Origin of the sequence: Streptomyces coelicoflavus, from assembly GCF_003112555.1 — a bacterium.
Classification (GTDB): Bacteria; Actinomycetota; Actinomycetes; order Streptomycetales; family Streptomycetaceae; genus Streptomyces; species Streptomyces coelicoflavus.
Genome location: NZ_BEWB01000014.1, coordinates 141,389 through 159,149, shown reverse-complemented (window position 1 = coordinate 159,149; position 17,761 = coordinate 141,389). Strand labels below are relative to the sequence as shown.

The 17,761-nt window shown below is 72.3% G+C and carries 16 protein-coding genes; 9 read left to right on the top strand and 7 right to left on the bottom strand.

Features of this window, described 5'->3' with window-relative positions:
* Nucleotides 1-12: 12 nt before the first annotated feature.
* From Sco07f_RS31350 to Sco07f_RS31335, 4 genes are all read right to left on the bottom strand, one after another.
* Nucleotides 13-1,833, bottom strand: a complete 1,821-nt coding sequence (locus Sco07f_RS31350) for a glycoside hydrolase family 2 protein (RefSeq protein WP_108989792.1) — start codon at nt 1,831-1,833, stop codon at nt 13-15.
* A 66-nt stretch (nt 1,834-1,899) separates the two neighbouring features.
* On the bottom strand, nt 1,900-2,799 hold the full coding sequence (locus Sco07f_RS31345) for a carbohydrate ABC transporter permease (RefSeq protein WP_087792471.1): 900 nt from the start codon (nt 2,797-2,799) through the stop codon (nt 1,900-1,902).
* A gap of 2 nt (nt 2,800-2,801) precedes the next feature.
* Nucleotides 2,802-3,743 (bottom strand): carbohydrate ABC transporter permease, encoded by a 942-nt coding sequence (locus Sco07f_RS31340; RefSeq protein WP_167468278.1) that lies wholly within the window; start codon nt 3,741-3,743, stop codon nt 2,802-2,804.
* Between the two features lie 21 nt (nt 3,744-3,764).
* The gene (locus tag Sco07f_RS31335; protein WP_167468277.1) at nt 3,765-5,138 is read right to left on the bottom strand and encodes an extracellular solute-binding protein; all 1,374 of its coding nucleotides are present in this window, start codon (nt 5,136-5,138) and stop codon (nt 3,765-3,767) included.
* A 154-nt stretch (nt 5,139-5,292) separates the two neighbouring features.
* On the opposite strand from Sco07f_RS31335, the gene Sco07f_RS31330 reads away from it, so the two are divergent.
* The 4 genes from Sco07f_RS31330 to Sco07f_RS31315 all read left to right on the top strand — a co-directional run bounded on the left by Sco07f_RS31330 (nt 5,293) and on the right by Sco07f_RS31315 (nt 9,666).
* Nucleotides 5,293-6,336, top strand: coding sequence for a LacI family DNA-binding transcriptional regulator (locus Sco07f_RS31330; RefSeq protein WP_108989790.1), 1,044 nt, complete (start codon nt 5,293-5,295; stop codon nt 6,334-6,336).
* Between the two features lie 238 nt (nt 6,337-6,574).
* The gene (locus Sco07f_RS31325) at nt 6,575-8,062 is read left to right on the top strand and encodes an NCS1 family nucleobase:cation symporter-1 (protein WP_007446380.1); all 1,488 of its coding nucleotides are present in this window, start codon (nt 6,575-6,577) and stop codon (nt 8,060-8,062) included.
* Between the two features lie 102 nt (nt 8,063-8,164).
* A complete protein-coding gene (locus tag Sco07f_RS31320; protein WP_108989789.1) occupies nt 8,165-8,890 on the top strand; it encodes an aspartate/glutamate racemase family protein in 726 nt (241 codons plus the stop codon).
* A gap of 125 nt (nt 8,891-9,015) precedes the next feature.
* Entirely contained in the window at nt 9,016-9,666 is a 651-nt protein-coding gene (locus Sco07f_RS31315) for a GntR family transcriptional regulator (RefSeq protein ID WP_007446382.1), read from the top strand.
* Between the two features lie 71 nt (nt 9,667-9,737).
* On the opposite strand, the gene Sco07f_RS31310 is transcribed toward Sco07f_RS31315, so the two are convergent.
* Nucleotides 9,738-10,667, bottom strand: coding sequence for a GNAT family N-acetyltransferase (locus Sco07f_RS31310; protein ID WP_087792468.1), 930 nt, complete (start codon nt 10,665-10,667; stop codon nt 9,738-9,740).
* Between the two features lie 128 nt (nt 10,668-10,795).
* Here Sco07f_RS31310 and Sco07f_RS31305 point away from each other — a divergent pair, with 128 nt between their 5' ends.
* Nucleotides 10,796-11,233: a hypothetical protein gene (locus tag Sco07f_RS31305; protein ID WP_108989788.1), complete on the top strand. Its 438-nt coding sequence runs from the start codon at nt 10,796-10,798 to the stop codon at nt 11,231-11,233.
* A 180-nt stretch (nt 11,234-11,413) separates the two neighbouring features.
* The gene (locus Sco07f_RS31300; RefSeq protein WP_042825622.1) at nt 11,414-11,998 is read left to right on the top strand and encodes a tellurite resistance TerB family protein; all 585 of its coding nucleotides are present in this window, start codon (nt 11,414-11,416) and stop codon (nt 11,996-11,998) included.
* A gap of 17 nt (nt 11,999-12,015) precedes the next feature.
* Here the strand turns inward: Sco07f_RS31300 and Sco07f_RS31295 are convergent, their stop codons facing one another.
* Entirely contained in the window at nt 12,016-12,627 is a 612-nt protein-coding gene (locus tag Sco07f_RS31295; RefSeq protein ID WP_108989787.1) for a CGNR zinc finger domain-containing protein, read from the bottom strand.
* A 38-nt stretch (nt 12,628-12,665) separates the two neighbouring features.
* Here Sco07f_RS31295 and Sco07f_RS31290 point away from each other — a divergent pair, with 38 nt between their 5' ends.
* Together Sco07f_RS31290 and Sco07f_RS31285 are read left to right on the top strand one after the other, a co-directional pair.
* On the top strand, nt 12,666-13,850 hold the full coding sequence (locus Sco07f_RS31290; protein ID WP_108989786.1) for an MFS transporter: 1,185 nt from the start codon (nt 12,666-12,668) through the stop codon (nt 13,848-13,850).
* Between the two features lie 33 nt (nt 13,851-13,883).
* Nucleotides 13,884-14,798 (top strand): aminoglycoside phosphotransferase family protein, encoded by a 915-nt coding sequence (locus tag Sco07f_RS31285; RefSeq protein ID WP_054101543.1) that lies wholly within the window; start codon nt 13,884-13,886, stop codon nt 14,796-14,798.
* Here Sco07f_RS31285 and Sco07f_RS31280 read toward each other — a convergent pair.
* The gene (locus Sco07f_RS31280) at nt 14,795-16,273 is read right to left on the bottom strand and encodes a DUF6351 family protein (RefSeq protein ID WP_087792463.1); all 1,479 of its coding nucleotides are present in this window, start codon (nt 16,271-16,273) and stop codon (nt 14,795-14,797) included. The genes Sco07f_RS31285 and Sco07f_RS31280 overlap by 4 nt on opposite strands.
* Before the next feature lie 262 nt (nt 16,274-16,535).
* On the opposite strand from Sco07f_RS31280, the gene Sco07f_RS31275 reads away from it, so the two are divergent.
* Entirely contained in the window at nt 16,536-17,753 is a 1,218-nt protein-coding gene (locus tag Sco07f_RS31275) for an alginate lyase family protein (RefSeq protein ID WP_108989785.1), read from the top strand.
* Nucleotides 17,754-17,761: the final 8 nt, after the last annotated feature.

The window sequence follows — 17,761 nt, the reverse complement described above, 5'->3', positions numbered from 1 at the left end:
GCCCCGCGCCCGCTAGCCCTCCGGTTCCTCGATGGCCGCCGGGCGCAGTTGGGCGGCCCGGACGCGGGCGACGTCGAGCTTCTCGCCCCGGTCGAAACGGTAGATGCCGTTCTGCTCCTGGAAGACGTCGGTCAGCTGGGTGTAGCAGTAGCCGAACATGTTGCGGTCCTCCAGCAGCACTTCGGTGAGGCCGCTGAACCGCTCGTGGAACTCGTCCTCGTTGCGGACGCGTTCCCCGTAGCCCCAGGAGACGGTGCGGTCCTCGCCGGACTGCGCGGCGGCCGCCTCCGGGTCCCACCAGATGCCGCCGAACTCGCTGACGAAGTACGGCTGGCCCCGGTAGGGCTGGGAGTAGGGGGCGCCGCTCTCGTGGGCGTTGACGAACGGCGCGTCCTTGGCGAGGCCGGACATCAACTCCCGGAAGGCGGCGGGGTCCTGCTCGTAGTTGTGGGAGTCGTAGATGTCGGTCTCGGCGACCCGGTGGGCGTAGCCGGACGCGTCGACGACCGGGCGGGTGGTGTCCATGGCCTTGGTGGCCAGGAACATCGCGCGGGTCACGTCGTCGAGCTGGGTGACGCGGTCGTGGAGCTTCTGGTAGGTCTCGTTGAGCGGGCACCAGCCGATGATCGAGGGGTGCGAGTAGTCGCGCTCGAGCGCCTCGAGCCACTGGGCGACGTAGGAGGCGTCGGGCTTCTGGTTGTCGCCCGAGGAACCGCCCGTCTCGCAGCCCCAGTCGCCGAACTCGCCCCAGACCAGGTAGCCCAGGCGGTCGGCGTGGTGGAGGAAGCGCTCCTCGAAGACCTTCTGGTGCAGCCGGGCCCCGTTGAAGCCTGCCGCCATGGCCAGCTCGATGTCCTTGACCAGGGCCTCGTCGGTCGGGGCGGTCATCAGCCCGTCCGGGTACCAGCCCTGGTCGAGGACGAGGCGCTGGAAGACGGGGCGCCCGTTGAGCAGGACGGCCTTGCCGCGCAGTCCCACGGCGCGCAGTCCGGCGTAGCTCTCGGCGCTGTCGACCACCTGTCCCGCGGCGTCGAGGAGTTCGAGGCGCAGGTCGTACAGGTGGGGGTCCTCGGGTCCCCACTCGCGCCGCCGGTCCTGCGGCACCGGCAGGTGCAGGCGCGGTGCGAGGTCGAGGTCGGCGCGGGCCTCGGCGCGGCTCACCTCGCCGTCGGCGTCGCCGAGGACGGCACGCACCCGGTGTCCCGGGCGGTTGCCGGACAGCGGCAGTTCGAGGTGGAAGGCGGAGCCGGCCAGGTCGGGGGTGATGCGGGGGCGGCGCAGGTGTGTCTCGGGGACGGGCTCCAGCCAGACGGTCTGCCAGATGCCGGTGACCCGGGTGTAGTTGCAGTCGTGGTTGGCGTACTTGATCGCCTGCTTGCCGCGGGCCTGCGGCCCGGACTTGGGGTCGCGGGCCCGTACGGTGATCACGACCTCCTCCCCCGCCCCGGCGATGTCGCCGAGGTCGGCGGTGAAGGGGGTGAAGCCGCCGCGGTGCCGGGCGACCTCCCTGCCGTCGGCCCACACGGTGGTGTCGTGGTCGACGGCGCCGAAGTGCAGCAGTACGCGGCGTCCGGCCCAGGCGGCCGGCAGGGTGACGGCCCGCCGGTACCAGACGGCCTCGAGGAAGTCGGTGTCGCCGATGCCGGACAGCTCGGACTCGGGCGGGAAGGGGACGAGGATCTCCTCGCGCAGCTCGCGGTCGAGCAGACCGCGTTCGAGGCCGCTGTCCCCCCGGTCGGTCTCGAACTGCCAGGCGCCGTTCAGGTTGAGCCAGTCGCGGCGCGTGAACTGCGGTCGCGGGTACTCCGGGCGCGGTACGGAGTGAGTGGGCACACATGCTCCAGTCGATCGGTGGGCCGGGCGCGCGAGCGCCGAGCCCGTGGGTACAGCTGTGGGGGTTCAGGAACCGCCGAGGCCGGTGGTGGCCACGGAGTTGACGATGCGGCGCTGGAAGAGGAGGAAGACCACGATCAGCGGCAGCGCGGCCAGCAGGGCGGAGGCCATGGACTGCGCGTACTGGATGCCGTAGGCGTCCTTGACGGTGGCCAGGCCCACCGGGAGGGTCATCAGGTCGGGGTCGTTGGTGACGATGAACGGCCACATGAAGTTGTTCCAGGCACCGATGAAGACGAAGATCGCCACCGCGGCCACGATCGGCCGCGAGAGCGGCAGGACGACCGACCGGAAGACCCGGAACTCGGAGGCGCCGTCGATCCGGGCCGCCTCCTCCAGCTCCTTGGGGATGCCGTCGAAGAACCGCTTCAGGATGAACACCATCATCGGTGCGACGACCTGGGGCAGGATGACCGCCGCGTAGGTGTCGACCATGTTGAACAGGGTCATCTGGTCGAACAGCGGCACGACGAGCAGCTGCGGCGGGACCATGATGGCGGCCACGGTGACCCCGAGCAGCGCCCGGCGGCCGCGGAAGGTGCCGCGGGAGAAGCCGTACGCGGCGAGGGTGGAGACCGCGACGGTGATCAGCGTGACCAGGGCCGAGATCAGGAAGCTGTTGAAGGCCCAGACGGTGACGTTCCCGCGTTCGAGTATCTGCTGGTAGGCGTCCAGGGTGAAGGCGCCCTTGAACGGGGACAGCCCGGTGGTGTTGATGTCCTCCTCGCTCTGCACCGAGGTGATGACGGCCCACACGAACGGCAGCAGCCACAGGACGGCGAGGACGACGAGCGCGGTTCCGGCCAGGGCGCGGGGCAGCCTTCCGTGGCCGAGGAGCAGGGGCGAGCCGGCCGCTTCGCGGGGTGGACGGCGCCGGGTTCGGAGGGTGGTGGCGGTTGCGGACACGGTCAGTCCTCCCGGCGGAAGAGGCGGAGCTGCACGAGCGAGACGACGACGATCAGGGCGAAGAACAGGTACGAGACGGCGGAGGCGTAGCCGAGGCGGTAGCCGGTGAAGCCCACGTCGTAGACGTACTCGAGGACGGGCCGGGTGGAGCCGTTGGGGCCGCCCTTGGTGAGGATGTAGATCTGGTCGAAGACCTTCAGGGAGGCCAGCACTTGGAGCATGGCCACCAGTCCCGTGGTCCTGCGCAGTTGCGGCAGGGTGATGGACCACAGGCGGCGCCAGGCGCCGGCCCCGTCGAGTGCCGCCGCCTCGTCGAAGGTGGTGGGCAGGGACTGGAGCGCCGCGAGGTACAGCAGGAAGTTGAAGCCGACCGTCCACCAGACGGTGAGGGCGGCGACCGACCACATGGCGACGGACTCGTCGGACAGCCAGCCGACCGGTTCCATGCCGAGGGCGTCGAGGAGCTGGTTGGCCATGCCCAGTTCCGGCTGGTACAGCCAGGTCCAGATCATGGTCACGACGGTCACGGGCAGCAGGTAGGGGGCGAAGAACGACAGGCGCCACGCCCACTGACCGGCGAGTCCGCTGTGCACCAGCAGCGCCATCGCGAGCGCGATCAGCACCAGCGGCACGCTCGAGACGGCGGTGAAGAAGACGGTGTTGCCGAGGCTGCTCCACACGTCGGCGTCGCCGAACGCCTCGGTGTAGTTGTCGAAGCCGACGAAGGTCGTGTCGCGCAGGGCGAGCGAGCTGTCGGTGAAGCTCATCCAGAGGCCCTGGACGATCGGCCACACCATGAAGAGGCCGAACACGAGCAGGAACGGCAGGACGAAGACGAGCCCGTTGCCGGTGCGTACACGGCTCAGGGCGGTGCGGCGGCCGTCCGCCGGAGCAGCGGGCGGGCCGGTCTGCTCCTCGGTGCCGAGGGGTGCGGTGGTGGTCACGTCGGTCACTCCTTTCGCTGGTCAGGCCACCGGGTTGGGCTGCCGCAGCAGCGTGTCCGCCTCGCGGACCATCTGCCGCACCGCCTTTTCGGGGGTGGTGTTGCCCAGCAGCGCCGACTGGAGCGGCTGGCACATCCGGTTCTGGAAGTTGGAACCGGCGCCGGCGAACCAGTTGGGCGGGTCGAGCACCGCGACCTTGGCGGCGTCGGCGTAGGAGGACTGCGGGTCGAGGGCGGCGTACTCGGGCTCCGCGAGGACGGGCTGGTACGCGGGGATGTGGCCGGCGCTCGCCCAGGTGAGGCTCTGCTTGAGTATCTGGGCGACGTAGCGGTGGGCCTCGCGGCGCCGGGCCGGGTCGGGGCTGTTCTGGTGCGGGAGGACGAAGCTGTGGCTGTCGGTGTAGACGGCGGGCTTCTCGAAGACCTGCGGGAAGGGCGCGGCGCCCAGCTCCATGCCGGACTTCTTGAGCGTCGGCAGCTCCCACTCGCCGAGCATCGCCATGCCGCCGCGGCCGCTGGAGAAGGCGGCCAGCGCTCCGTTGTAGTCCAGGTTGTTGGGGTTGGTCTTCCCGTCGAAGAGCCGCGTCATGAGGGTGACGGCGCGTACGGCGGCGTCGACGTCGATCTTCGGGGGGCCGCCGTCGGGCAGGTCGAACTCGGCGCCGGTCTGCGCGTAGAGGCCGGCGAACAGGCGCCAGTTCTGGGCCGTGTCGGTGACGTGGCCGAACAGGATGCCCGCCTCCCCGGTCGCCTCGGCGAGGGCCCGGCCGGCGTCCAGCAGGGCCTCGGGGGATCCCATGGGTGCCAGCTCGCCCGAAGTGTCCAGGAGCCCGGCCTTCTCGGCCGCCTTCTTGTCGTAGAACACGATGAAGGGGTGGACGTCCAGCGGGATCGCGTAGACGGTCCCCTCGTGCCGGGTGCGGGACCACACGGCCGGGGTGAAGTCCTTCTCCGTGACACCGTACTCGGCGAGCAGGTCCAGGTCGAAGGCGTCCACCAGGCCGCCGGGCGCGTAGCCCGCGAGCCGGGAGAGGTGCATGGCGGCCACGTCGGAGGCCCGTCCGCCGGCCGCGGACATGGCGAGCTTGGTGTAGTACGACGGGCCCCAGTCCAGGATCGTCCGGTCGACCTCGAAGCCCTCGGCACCCCCGGCCCCCTTGGACACGGCCTCGATCATGTCGTCCATGAGCATGCCGTCGCCGCCCTGGAAGAGGTCCCAGACGCTCAGGGCGGACGCCCCGGAGGCCGAGGCCGGTGAGGCGCAGCCGGACAGCGGGCCCGCGGCGATCAGGGCTCCCGCCCCGGCCATGGCGTGACGCAGCAGCCGGCGGCGGCTGGGGCGGCGGACCGGGTCGGACACGGCCGGCACCCCCTGGGCAGGCAAACGGGAACTCATCGCGGACCTTTCGACGGCCGGAGCTCATGCGGTGGCTAGTTTTTACATCGATGTACATTGGCTGTAAAGAGCTGGGCGGAAGTGGACCTGCGCCGAAGCCCTCCGCGCACCGGGACATACACTCGGGCAGCGCGGAAGAGGCAGGGAGGTCTCGGTGGCACGGCCCAGGATCAAGGACGTCGCACGTCACGCGGGCGTGTCGGAGAAGACGGTGTCGAATGTCATCAATGACTACGCCCATGTCTCCGACCGCACCAGGCAGGTGGTGCGCGAGGCCATCGAACACCTCGGCTACCGCGTGAACCTGGCCGGCCGTCACCTGCGCAAGGGCAGAACCGGCATCATCGCACTCGTCGTCCCTGAGCTGGACATACCGTACTTCGCGGAGCTGGCCCGGCATGTCGTCCGCGAGGCGGAGGAATGCTCCCTGACCGTCCTCATCCATCAGTCCGGGGCGGATCGCGCCCACGAACTGGCGGCACTGGCCGGATTCGGCTCCACCTTCGTGGACGGCATCATCCTCAGCCCGCTCGCCCTGACCGCCGACGACCTGCGGGACCGCACGGGTCTCCCGCCCACGGTGCTGCTCGGCGAGCTGCTGGAGGAGGGCGCCGACCATGTGGCCATCGACAACGAGCGCGCCGCCCTTGAGGCGACCCGCCATCTGATCGCACTCGGGCGCCGCACCGTCCTCGCCCTCGGCGGGCGCGACGACGCCGGCCTGGGGACGGCCCAGGCCCGCACCCGGGGTTATCGGGCCGCCCTGGCGGAGGCGGGCATCGCCTACGATCCGGCCGCCGTGCTGCCGGTCGACTCCTTCCGGATGCCCGACGGCGCGCGGGCCGTGACCCGGGCCCTCTCGGAGGGCGCGCGGCCCGACGCGCTGCTCTGCCTCAACGACCAGCTCGCGCTGGGTGCGCTGCGCGCCCTGCACGAGCACGGGGTCCGGGTGCCCGAGGACGTCGCCGTCATCGGCTTCGACGACGTGGAGGGCGGCCGGTTCAGCGTCCCGACGCTGAGCACGGTGGCCCCGGACAAGGCGGCGGTGGCCAAGGTCGCCGTCCAGCTGCTCCGGCACCGCATCGAGGAGGCGACGGCTCCGGACGGCGCCGGGTCGCAGGCCCAGGCGCCCCGGGACCTCGTCGTGGACCACCGGCTCGTCCTGCGGGAGAGCACGGAGGGCAGCGCGCGGCGCTGAGTCCGGACCGCCGGCCGGGCCGCCGCACCGCCGGACCGCCGCACCGCCGGACCGCCGGAGAGAGGCACGCGGCGGCATGCCGCTGAACCGCATCCGTCGACGGCTCAAAAAATGGTATTCCATTTGCCGCAGACCCCTTGACGGTGCGGTTTGGCGAAAACTACGTTCTGGGCACCGGAAAGCCGCTTCCGCCTTGTGAAAGCCTCCAACTCCCCGCACCTGATCCCAGGAGTCCCGTATGACTGCCCTGGAAGACCGCCGCCCGTCCACCCGGACCGGCGACACCGCGACCAGCTCCGGCCTCTACACGTACGACCTGGCCCCGACGAAGCGGGAAGGGCGCCGCTGGGGCGCCTACAACGTCTTCACGCTGTGGGCCAACGACGTGCACAGCCTGGGCAATTACGCCTTCGCCATCGGGCTGTTCGCCCTCGGGCTGAACGTGTGGGGCATCCTCGCCGCCTTCGCGCTCGCCTCGGTCCTGCTCTTCCTCCTGCTCACCCTGTCCGGATTCATGGGCCACAAGACGGGCGTGCCGTTCCCCGTCATGAGCCGCATCGCGTTCGGCATCAAGGGGGCGAAGATTCCGGCCACCGTCCGCGGTGCGGTGGCGATCGCCTGGTTTGGTATACAGACTTATCTGGCCTCGGCCGTGCTGAGCGCCCTCCTGGTGGCCATGTTCCCGTCCCTGGCCTCCCTGGACACCAACTCCCTGCTCGGCCAGTCGACGCTCGGCTGGATCACCTTCCTGGCGCTGTGGGCCCTCCAGGTGCTCATCGTCAGCTACGGGATGCAGATGATCCGCCGGTACATGGCCTTCGCGGCGCCCACCACGCTGCTCACCATGTGCGCCCTCGCGGTGTGGATGTTCGTCCGGGCCGACGGCTCGGTCTCCGTGTCGATCGGCGATCCGCTCACCGGCGGCGCGATGTGGCTCCAGGTGCTCCAGGCCGCGGCCCTGTGGGTGGTGATCTACGGGACGTTCGTGCTGAACTTCTGCGACTTCACCCGGTCCGCGCGCAGTCGCGGCTCCATCGTCCGGGGCAACGTGATCGGCATCCCGGTGAACATGCTCTTCTTCGCCGTCATCGTGGCGGTCCTCAGCGGAGCCCAGTTCACCCTCGACGGGCACGTGATCACCAGCCCGACGGACATCGTGCGGACCATCCCCAACATGTTCCTGCTGGCCGTCGCCTCGCTCTGTCTCATCGCCCTCACGGTGGCGGTGAACCTGCTGGCCAACTTCGTCGCGCCGATCTACGCCCTGGTCAACCTCTTCCCGCACCGGCTCGACTTCCGCCGCGCGGGTCTGGTGAGCGCGGTCCTGGGCCTGGTGATCACACCCTGGAACCTCTACGACAGCCCCGTCGTCGTGAACTACTTCCTCGGCGGGCTCGGCGCGCTGCTCGGCCCCCTGTTCGGCGTGATCATGGCGGACTACTGGCTGCTGCGGAAGTCCCGTGTGAACGTGCCGGCCCTCTACACCGAGGACGCGGGCGCGGAATACCACTACCGGCGCGGCTACAACCCGCGCGCCGTCGCCGCCTTCGTCCCCAGCGCCACGATCGCCGTCGTCGTCGCCCTCGTCCCCTTCTTCCACGCCGCGGCCGGGTTCTCCTGGTTCGTCGGCGCGGTCCTCGGCGCGGGGCTGTACGCGCTGATCGCCGACCGTGCCTCCCCGTTCCGTGACGTGGACGGCGAGGCGATCGCCGTCGCGGCGGAATAGCCCGGCACGCTCTCTCCTCCGGCACGCTCCTCCCCCTGCGCGTGCCTCCCCGACCCGCCCCGTCGTGGAACCACCCCGTCCGAGCAGAAGGCCCAGGCCCCCATGCGCATCCTCGTGGTCAACGTCAACACCACGCAGTCCATCACCGACGCGATCGGCAAGCAGGCCGCCGGCGCCGCTTCCCCCGGCACCGAGATCGTGCCGCTGACGCCGGCCTTCGGCGCGGAGTCCGTCGAGGGCAACTACGAGAGCTACCTCGCCGCGGTCGCGGTGATGGAGGCCGTCCGTGCCCATCCGGAGCCGTTCGACGCGGTGATCCAGGCCGGCTACGGCGAACACGGGCGGGAAGGGCTCCAGGAACTGCTCGACGTCCCCGTCGTCGACATCACGGAGGCGGCGGCGAGCACCGCGCAGTACCTGGGCCGCCGCTACTCCGTCGTCACCACCCTCGACCGTACGGTCCCCCTCATCGAGGAGCGGCTGGAGGTGGCCGGACTGAGCGCCAGGTGCGCCTCGGTGCGGGCCAGCGGGCTCGCCGTACTCGAACTGGAAGAGGACGAACAGGGCGCCGTGGACGCCATCACCGAGCAGGCCGCCCGAGCGGTCGAGGACGACCGGGCCGAGGTGATCTGCCTGGGCTGCGGGGGCATGGCGGGTCTCGCCGAGCGTGTGGTGGAGCGCACCGGTGTCCCCGTGGTCGACGGGGTGACCGCCGCCGTGACGGTCGCGGAGTCGCTGGTCCGGCTCGGTCTGTCCACGTCCAAGGTGCGCACCTACGCCCGCCCGCGTCCCAAGCGGATCGTCAACTGGCCCCCGCAGGCGGGCTGACCCGTCGTCGCGCCGTCCCGCCCCGGCCGCCCGCGGCCCCCGGGGTATCCTGACGGGCCGCCCGACCGCCGCCCCGCACGGCGCGGTCGGCGTGCCGGGGAACGGGAAACAGACGAGGGACGGCGATGGCTGCGTCAGAGGGCTTCACGCCCGAGTCCGAGCGGGTCACGCGGCGGTTGCGCGACGAGATCGTCGACGGGGTGCGGAGTCCGGGCAGCCGCCTGGTCGAAAGGGACTTGGCCGAGTCCCTCGGCGTGAGCCGGCTCCCGGTCCGCGAGGCCCTCAAGACCCTGGTGTCGGAGGGTCTGGTGACACCGAGGCCACGGAGCTGGGCGGTGGTGCGGGAGTTCACCACGAGCGACATCGCCGACCTGGACGAGGTCCGCTCGGGCCTGGAGACCCTGGGGTTCCGGCTCGCCGCCCAGCGGCACACACGGGAGGGACTGGAACGGCTGCGCGCGACGGTGGACGCCGAACTCGACGCGGCCCGCGCGAACGACGCGGTGCGGGCCCGCCGTGCCGCCGCCGACTTCCACGAGACCGTCGTCTCCCTGGCCGCCAACGAGCTGCTCAACGAACTGGAGCGGGTCCTGCGCAGCCGGCTGCGCTGGCTGCTGGGCCAGCACGACGACCTGCTCGCCGTCGCCCTGGAGCACGACGCCCTCTACCGGGCCATCGCGGCGCGCGACGTGGACCGCGTCCAGGAACTGGTGCTCCATCACCTGGCGACGAGCCGCAGCGCGGCCCTGGGCCACCACGCGCAGGAGCGGTCCTGACTGCGTGGCGGGGCCGCCCCTGACGGTCCCGCGCACGACGGGCCGCACCCTGCGGTGCCCGGCGCGGTGCCTCAGACGAGCACGGCCTCCCAGGTGTCGACCGCGAAGTGGACCGTCATGCCGTTGCGGTGGTACAGCCGCGGGGCGCCCGTCGCGTTGGCGGTGTCGACGCCGAGGCCCACCGTGTCCCGGCCCCGCGCGGCGAAGTGCGCGAAGGCGTGGCGCAGGAGGAAGCCGCCCAGGCCGCGGCCACGGGCCTCGTCCAGCACGCCGATGCCGCGGATCCAGCCCATGGCCTCGCGGTCGTCCCGGGCGATCAGGAATCCGGCGTCGCCCAGGTCGTCGGTGCCGGCGATCCAGACCAGGGACCAGTCCAGCCCGGCGGCGTCGATGTCGTCGAGCCACAGCCGGTAGGGGCGCGGCTGGAAGTCGAAGTGGTGTGCGAACGACCGCTGGTACAGCTCGTGCACCTTGACGCGGTCCGACTCCGTGGCGCACGCCCGCACCCGCACGCCCGCCGGGGCCTCGGGCGGGAGGTCGGCCGCCGGGTCCAGCGTGCGGCGCAGTACGTGGTGGGTGCGCACGACGCTCCAGCCGCGCTCGGTGAGGAGCGTGGTGTCGGTGGTGGGCCGGGCGTTGAGGTGCAGGTGGACGACGGCGCGCTCCGCGCCGTTCGCCCGTGCCCTGGCCAGGGCGCGGGCCTCCATGGCCACCAGCATGCGCAGCCCGCACCGCTGGTGGTCGGGCAGCACGTAGTGGTCGATGTCGACGCGTTCCCCGCCGGAGTCGTCCCACAGCAGCCCGTACGCCACCGGGCGGCCGTCTTCGAGGGCGAGCCACGAGTCCTGGGCCAGGTCCGTGCGCGGGTGCTTCAGGTCCGCTTCGACGGTGTGCTGGTCGGTCTCGGGGCGGCCGATCTCGATCCGGTCTATCTCGTTGAGGAGTTCGGTGATGGCGGGGGCGTCGGCGAGCGTGGCCGGTCGCAGGTCGGCAGGGGACATGAGAAGCAGAGTCGGGGACCGCGGTCACGGGCCGCAACGGAATTTCGGCCGGGCACCCGTAGGACGGCGAACCGGGGGCATACGGATGGCCCGAGGCCTTCTCCCCCGCCGACCCACGGGAGTTCCCTGTGACGCCGAGCCTGCGCACCGCCCGTGCGTGCCGTGCCGCCGCCGTGCTCCTTCTCGCCGCCGCCGGATACGCCGCCACCCGTCACCCCTTGCTCGCCCTGCCCGGTCTGTACGCCGCCGCCGTGTTCGCCTGGTGCGCGGCACGTGAGGGCGCGCTGCACCGGCGCGGTGTCGCCCTGGCCGTGCGGGCCGAGTACCTGGCCCGCCCCGGCGTGCGGCAGCCGCTCGGGTCGGGTCTCGAACCGTGCTGCGCGTTCTGGCGGCACGCCGACGGCGTCGTGCACGGCCCGGAGTGCACGGGCCCCGGCGCCCGCTCCCCGGTCCACGACGACTGCTGCGAGCGGTGGTGGACCTCTCTGGGCACGCGGCACGACGCGTCCTGCCGTCGGCACACCGGCGCCCCGGACCAGGACCGCGCCCACCCTGCGCCCCAGTAGGGACGGCTCGAGCAGGGACAGTTCAAGCGGGGACAGTTCAGCGGGGACAGCCGAAAGTCGCTTTGCCTTCCCTTTGCTTTTGGGGAACCCTGTGGTTCCCGGGCGCGTTCATCGTGGTGACCGCGGGAAATCGCGGCCGAGGAAGACCGATACACAGCGACAGAAGCCGAGGTGGCACGAGTGGCGATGTGGGACAAGATCAAGGACCAGGCCAAGACCTTCCAGCAGTCCCAGGGCGCTCGGGGAGCGGGCGGGTCCGGGCAGGGGTCGCACGGGCCCCTGGGAGGCGGCAGGTCCGGCTCGTCCTCCGGCTCCTCCGGCGGTTCCAAGGCCCAGGTGATCGGGATGTTCAAGGCCCAGCTCGCCTCGGCCAAGAACGAGCTCAAGAGCGGGGCCTACCGGGACGCCAGCATGGCCATGTGCGCGCTGGTCGCCGCCGCGGACGGACGGGTGGAGCCGTCGGAGCGGCAGCGCGTGGAGGAGCTGATCGTCTCCAACGAGGTGCTTCAGAACTTCCCGGCGGACCAGCTCCGCCAGCGGTTCAACCAGCACGTGGACCGGCTCCTCGCCAACTTCGAGCAGGGCAGGGCCGAGGCGCTCCAGGTGATCGCCAAGGCCGCCAAGAAGCCCGCGGAGGCTCGTGCGGTGGTCCAGACCGGCATGGTCGTCGCCGGGGCCGACGGCACCTTCGAGCAGTCCGAGCAGTACGCGATCCGCGAGGCGTGCACCGCGCTCGGCATCCCGCCCACGGAGTTCGGCGTCTGAGACCCCGTCAGCCCCCGTCAGCCCCGGCGCCGGTGCGCCGCGACCCGCTCCCTCGTCGCACAGCGGCGTGAGCAGTAGCGGCGCTCCGGACCGCTGCCCTGCCGGATGAAGACGTTGCGGCAGGCACCGGACGCGCAGACCCTGCCGGGTGGGCGCTGGCGGTCCCAGACCAGGACGGCCAGCGCCATGCAGGACGAGGCCAGGAACCATTCCGGCCAGGGCGCGTCGTCGCCGCGGTCGAGGTGGGGGTGCCAGGGCGTGACGCCCTGGTGGGACGTCAGCCGGAGTGCTCCCGTGTGCGCCCCGAGGAGGCGGTTGAGGGCGTGCGCGGCGGCGTCGGCGGAGTCCGCGGCGAAGACCTCCCGCAGCAGGACGGCCCCCGCGCGCATCCCTTCGACGTCACGGGAGGTGAGGTCGGAGGGATCGATCTCGCCGTGGGCGCGCAGGACTTCGGCGACCGCGTCGGGCGCGGGGTGGGGACCGGTGCCGCTGCCGGGGCCGGGAGGGCCGCCCGAGAGCACGTTGACCAGGGCGGCGGTGCGCCGCGCCGTGGACAGCACGGAGTGCCTGGTGGACCAGTCGGCTTCGGAGGGATCGGAAGGCGTGGACACCGGCCGAATGTAACGCATGTTGCGGAGTTTTGAGTTACGTCCGTACCGTCGGCCGGATGCCGAAGGGATACTCCGTACGCTCCTACCTGGCCGGGGCGACGGCCGCGCGCGTCGGTGACGAGATGTCCGGACCGGCGCTGCTGCTGGCCGGACTCGCCGTCACCGGATCGGCGACGGGCGCGTCGTCGCTGCTCGCGGGCATCACGGTCGCCGCCGCGGTCGGTGGACCGGTGCTCGGGGCGCTCCTGGACCGGGCGGTGCGGCCGGGCCGGCTCCTGGCCTGCGCGCTCGCGCTGTACGCGGCGGGACTGGCGGCGATCCTCGCGGGGCTCGGCCGCCTCCCGACGGCCTGGACCGTCCTGCTCGCGGTGCTCACGGGGCTGCTGGGTCCGGCGCTGTCGGGCGGCTGGACCGCGCAGCTCCCGCGGGTGGCGGCGGCCCCACGGCTGCCCAGGGCCAACGCGCTGGACGCGATGACCTTCGGCGCGGCAGCCCTGGCCGGTCCGGCCCTCGCCGGTGCGGCGGCCGAGGTGCTCGGAGCCTCCGCGGCGGTCGTGGTCGCCGCAGCACTGGTCGCCGTCGCCGCGCCCGTGGCGTGGCGGTTGCCGGCGCGCACCGCCACGGCCCTTCGGGCGCGACCCGCCCCGGTGACCGCGGCCCTCGCCGCCGGGTTCCGTGTCGTCGTCCGGTCTCCGCCGCTGGCCCGGGCGACCCTCGTCTCGGTCGTCTGCTGTGCCGCCCAGGGCATGCTGACGGCCTGTGTCCCGCTGCTGGGCGCACGGGTTCTCGGCGGGGCCGGGCGCGGAGCCCTGCTGTTCTCCTGCGCGGCGGTCTCCGCCCTGGCGGCCAACGCCGTACTCGCGCGCCACCCGCGCGCCGTCGCCCCGGACACGGTCGTCCGGCTCTCGGCCCTGGTGCAGGCCGCGGCGCTGGCGCTGGCGGCGACGGGGCGGCCGGTCGCCCTGCTCGTGGCCGCACTCGTCCTCGGCGTCGGCGAAGGGCCGCAGCTCACCTCGCTCTTCGCGGTGCGCCACCGGGAGGCCCCCGAGCATCTGCGCGGCCAGATCTTCACCACCGGGGCGAGCCTCAAGGTCACCGCCTTCGCCCTGGGGGTGGCCGTCGCGGGCCCACTGGCCACGTGGTCGCTGCCCGGCGCCCTGTTGACGGCCGCGGGCACGGCGGCGGGCGCGGCGTTCGTCGGTCAGTCGGTGGGCCGTCGGGCCGGCCGGGAAAGCATTTGACGGCCGTTCGCGTCGAAGGGTCGGATGACGTCCATGAGTTCAGGGCAGACACACCGGGACCCGTACGCCCTCGACGACCGTCTGGTACGGCGGCTGGTCGAAGGCCGGTTCCCGCAGTGGGCGGGGCTGCCCGTCCGGCGCCACCCCTCCGGCGGCACGGTCAACGCGATGTACCGGCTGGGCGAGGACATGGTCGTACGGCTGCCGCTGGTCAGGGGCGGCGTGGCGGACGTGGTGACGGAGCGGGAGTGGCTGCCCCGGCTGTCGCCGCTGCTGCCCACCGCCGTGCCCGAGGTGCTCGGGGAAGGCGCGCCGGCCGAGGGCTACCCGTGGCCCTGGTCGGTCTACCGGTGGCTGCCCGGGGAGATCCCCGAGGCCGGAGGGCTGACGGATCCGGTGTCGCTGGCGCGGGATCTGGCCGGGTTCGTGACGGCGATGCGGAGCGTCACCCTGCCGGACGCGCTGCCGGACGCGCCGGCGGCGTACCGCGGCGGGCCGCTCGCCACGCTCGACGCGTCGACGCGGGCCGCGCTCGACGAACTGCGCGGCCTGCCCGAGGAGGACGTCGACTGCGACGCGCTGACCGAGGTCTGGCAGGACGCGCTGCACGCCCCGGCCTGGGACGGACCGCCCCGCTGGCTGCACGCGGACCTCATGCCGGGCAACCTGCTGGTGACCGGCGGCAGGCTGTCCGGGGTGATCGACTTCGGGTGCATGGGCGTGGGCGATCCGGCCTGCGACCTCTTCCCGGCGTGGAACCTGCTGCCGTCCGGCGCGAGGGAGGTCTTCCGCCAGGCACTCGGCGTGGACGCGGCGACCTGGCGGCGCGGCCGGGGCCGCACCCTCTCCCAGGCACTGATCGCCCTGCCGTACCACCGCGGGACCAACCCCGCGATGGCCGGCAACGCACGCCACGTGATCCGGGCGGTACTGGAAGAGCGGAGTTAGGGCGCGATCCCGATGCCCTCGATCCTGCTCCACGCCCTTTCCTGCGCGGCCGTCATGGCGGGCCAGGCGAGGCCACCCGGCCGGGGCCGCACCCGAGAGGCGTACGGCGCGGGGTGGAAGCCGGGGTCGTAGAAGCAGCCGTCGCCGTAGGCCGCGTCGAAGGCGGCGCAGCCGGCGGCGATCGAACGCGGGCTCGGCCTGTGCCCGGTGCGGACCCAGGCGTCCAGCGCCGAGAGGGAGTTGGCGTACTCGGAGTCGCTCAGCGAGCTGTGCTCGTGCTCGCTCGTGAACGTCTGGACGAGGTTCTCGTCCCGGCCCGCCCCCCGGAGCGTGGCGCGGTAGGCCGCCTCGTGCTCGACGAACGCCGTGGGGTCGTCGATGGCGTGCAGCGTGAGGACGGGTACGGACACCCTGCCGGTGAGATCGCTGTCCCAGGACAGGTCCCGGCGTGCGGTGGGGTCGGCGGAGAAGCGCTCGACACCGGCGTTGAGCGCCTTGTCGTCGTGCGAGCCGGTGTAGCGCACCCCCCGGTTGCTCCACGGGTTCCGCCCGTCGAGCCGGTTGGTCACGATGTCCCGGAACGTGAAGGTGGCGAACCGGAGATGGGACTCCAGGGTGCGCTCGGGAATGCCGGTGACGGCGAGGATGTCGTCGAGGTTGCGCTGCTGCGACGCGGTCCGGTCCGCCCGGTCGGAGGCGTAGCCCGTGCACTCCTGGAGGCGGGCGCGCAGGCCGGCGGTCGTCATGGTGGAGCCGGGGCGCAGACCCTGCCACAGCGGGTACTGCGGCTCGGTGGGGCGCGGGTGGTTGTGGCAGTAGTACTGGTAGACCACCCGCAGGTCCACGCGGTAGTCGTAGCCGCGCGAACCGCCGCCGAGGACGCCGTTGGTCAGCAGCACCCCGTCGTAGGCCCCGGGGCGCCGGCCGTAGGTCTCGGCGGCCTTGGCGGCGACGTTGCCGCCCCAGGACTGGCCGTGGAGGTAGGTGTGTCCGGGCCGGCCGAACCGGTCGGTGAACAGGCGGCGTACGTTCTCGGTGTCGGCGGCCGCCATGCGGGCCCCGTAGCCGCCGCGCCGGTAGGAGGAGCCGGCCCAGGCGTATCCCTGGTCGACCATCACCGCCCAGCGTTCGAGGTCCTCGGTGCTGCGGGCCGGGTCGGAGGCGTCGCCGAGGCCGGGGCCGCCGTGCGCGTGCACGACGAGGGAGCCGTTCCAGCGGTGCGGCACGGCCATAGCGTAGTGGGCCCCGTTGGCGTCCTGGCCGGTGTAGCAGGTGGCCTTGTCCGCAAGGTTGGGCGGGCAGTCGGCGGCCACCGGCTGCGCGCCCGCGGGCTGATCGGCGGCCCGCGCGGGGGCGGCGGTCACGTTGCCGAGGGTGCCGAGGAGGACGGCGGCGAGCGCGGCGGCCACCACCGCGGGGCGGCCTCTGCGGCGGGCGGGCCCGGTGTCGTGCGCGGGAGCGTGGAGTGTGGGCAAGGTGCGGCTCCTGTACGTGCTCTGCTGCTGCGGTCCGGCGCGAAGTTGCGCTGCGAGCAGGGATGTTAGGAACGCGGCGGAGCCGGAGCCACCCCTTCCGCCGTTGCGTTCATAGTGTTCGCGCGCCTTCGCGGGCCCGGACCTCTCCGCATTCCTCGCGTGGCCCCTTGACGCCCCATTGGTCTCTACCTATCGTCACGGCGCAGTCGAACGTTCAGGAAGGCATTCAGCGTTCACATACACGAACGGATGGACCCCCCACATGTCCTCTGCTCCCACGCGCCGTCACCGCAGATCCCGTGCCGCACTTCTCACGACCCTCACCGCCGCCCTCGTCGGCGCCCTGCTGGCCGGCCCCGGCCCGGCCGCTCCCCGTGCGGACGCCGCACCGGCCGCGTTCACGCACCCCGGAGTCACCGTCTCCCAGGGGCAACTCGACTTCGTCCGCGCCAAGGTCGCCGCGGGGGCCCAGCCCTGGAAGGGCGCCTTCGACCAGATGACGGCCAGCAGGTACGCCGACCCGAACCGCACCCCGAAGCCCCGCGCGGTGGTGGAGTGCGGCTCCTACTCCAACCCGAACCACGGCTGCACCGACGAGCGCGAGGACGCCATCGCGGCCTACACCAACGCGCTGGCCTGGTACCTCACCCGTGACGAGCGGTACGCCCGCAAGTCCATCGAGCTGATGGACGCCTGGTCCGCCGTGCTCCGGGACCACACCAACAGCAACGCGCCGCTGCAGACCGGGTGGGCCGGATCCTCCTGGGCCAAGGCCGCCGAGATCATCAAGTACACGTACGGCGGAAACTGGGCCAACTCCGGCCGCTTCGCCACCATGCTCCGGGACGTCTACCTGCCCGAGATCATCAACGGGTCGAACTCCAACGGCAACTGGGAGCTGACGATGACGGAGGCCGCCGTCGGCATCTCCGTCTTCCTGGAGGACCGGGACTCCTACGACAGGGCCATGGCCAGGTTCCGCACCCGCACGGCCGCGTACGTGTACCTGGAGTCCGACGGGGCCCTGCCGAAGACCGTGCCGAGCCAGCACCTCGACACCCGGGACGAGATCGTCAGGTACTGGCAGGGCCAGTCCACCTTCGTCACCGGCCTCACCCAGGAGACCTGCCGGGACCTCACCCACACCGGATACGGCATCGCGTCCATCTCGCACGTCGCCGAGACCAGCCGGATCCAGGGCCGGGACCTGTACGGGACCGACGTCGGCGAGCGCCTGCGGCACGCGCTCGGCTTCCAGGCGAAGTACGAGCAGGGCGCGGCCGCGCCGGACTGGCTGTGCGGCGGGGAAATCGACCTCGGGCTGGGCCCGGTCACCGAGGTCGGCTACAACGCGATGCACAACCGCCTCGGCTTCGCCATGACCAACACCCAGGCCCTGACCGAGCGCACCCGCCCCTCCGGCACGAACAACCTCTTCGTCGCCTGGGAGACCCTCACCCACGGCGACAACCCGGCCTGAGCGGGGCC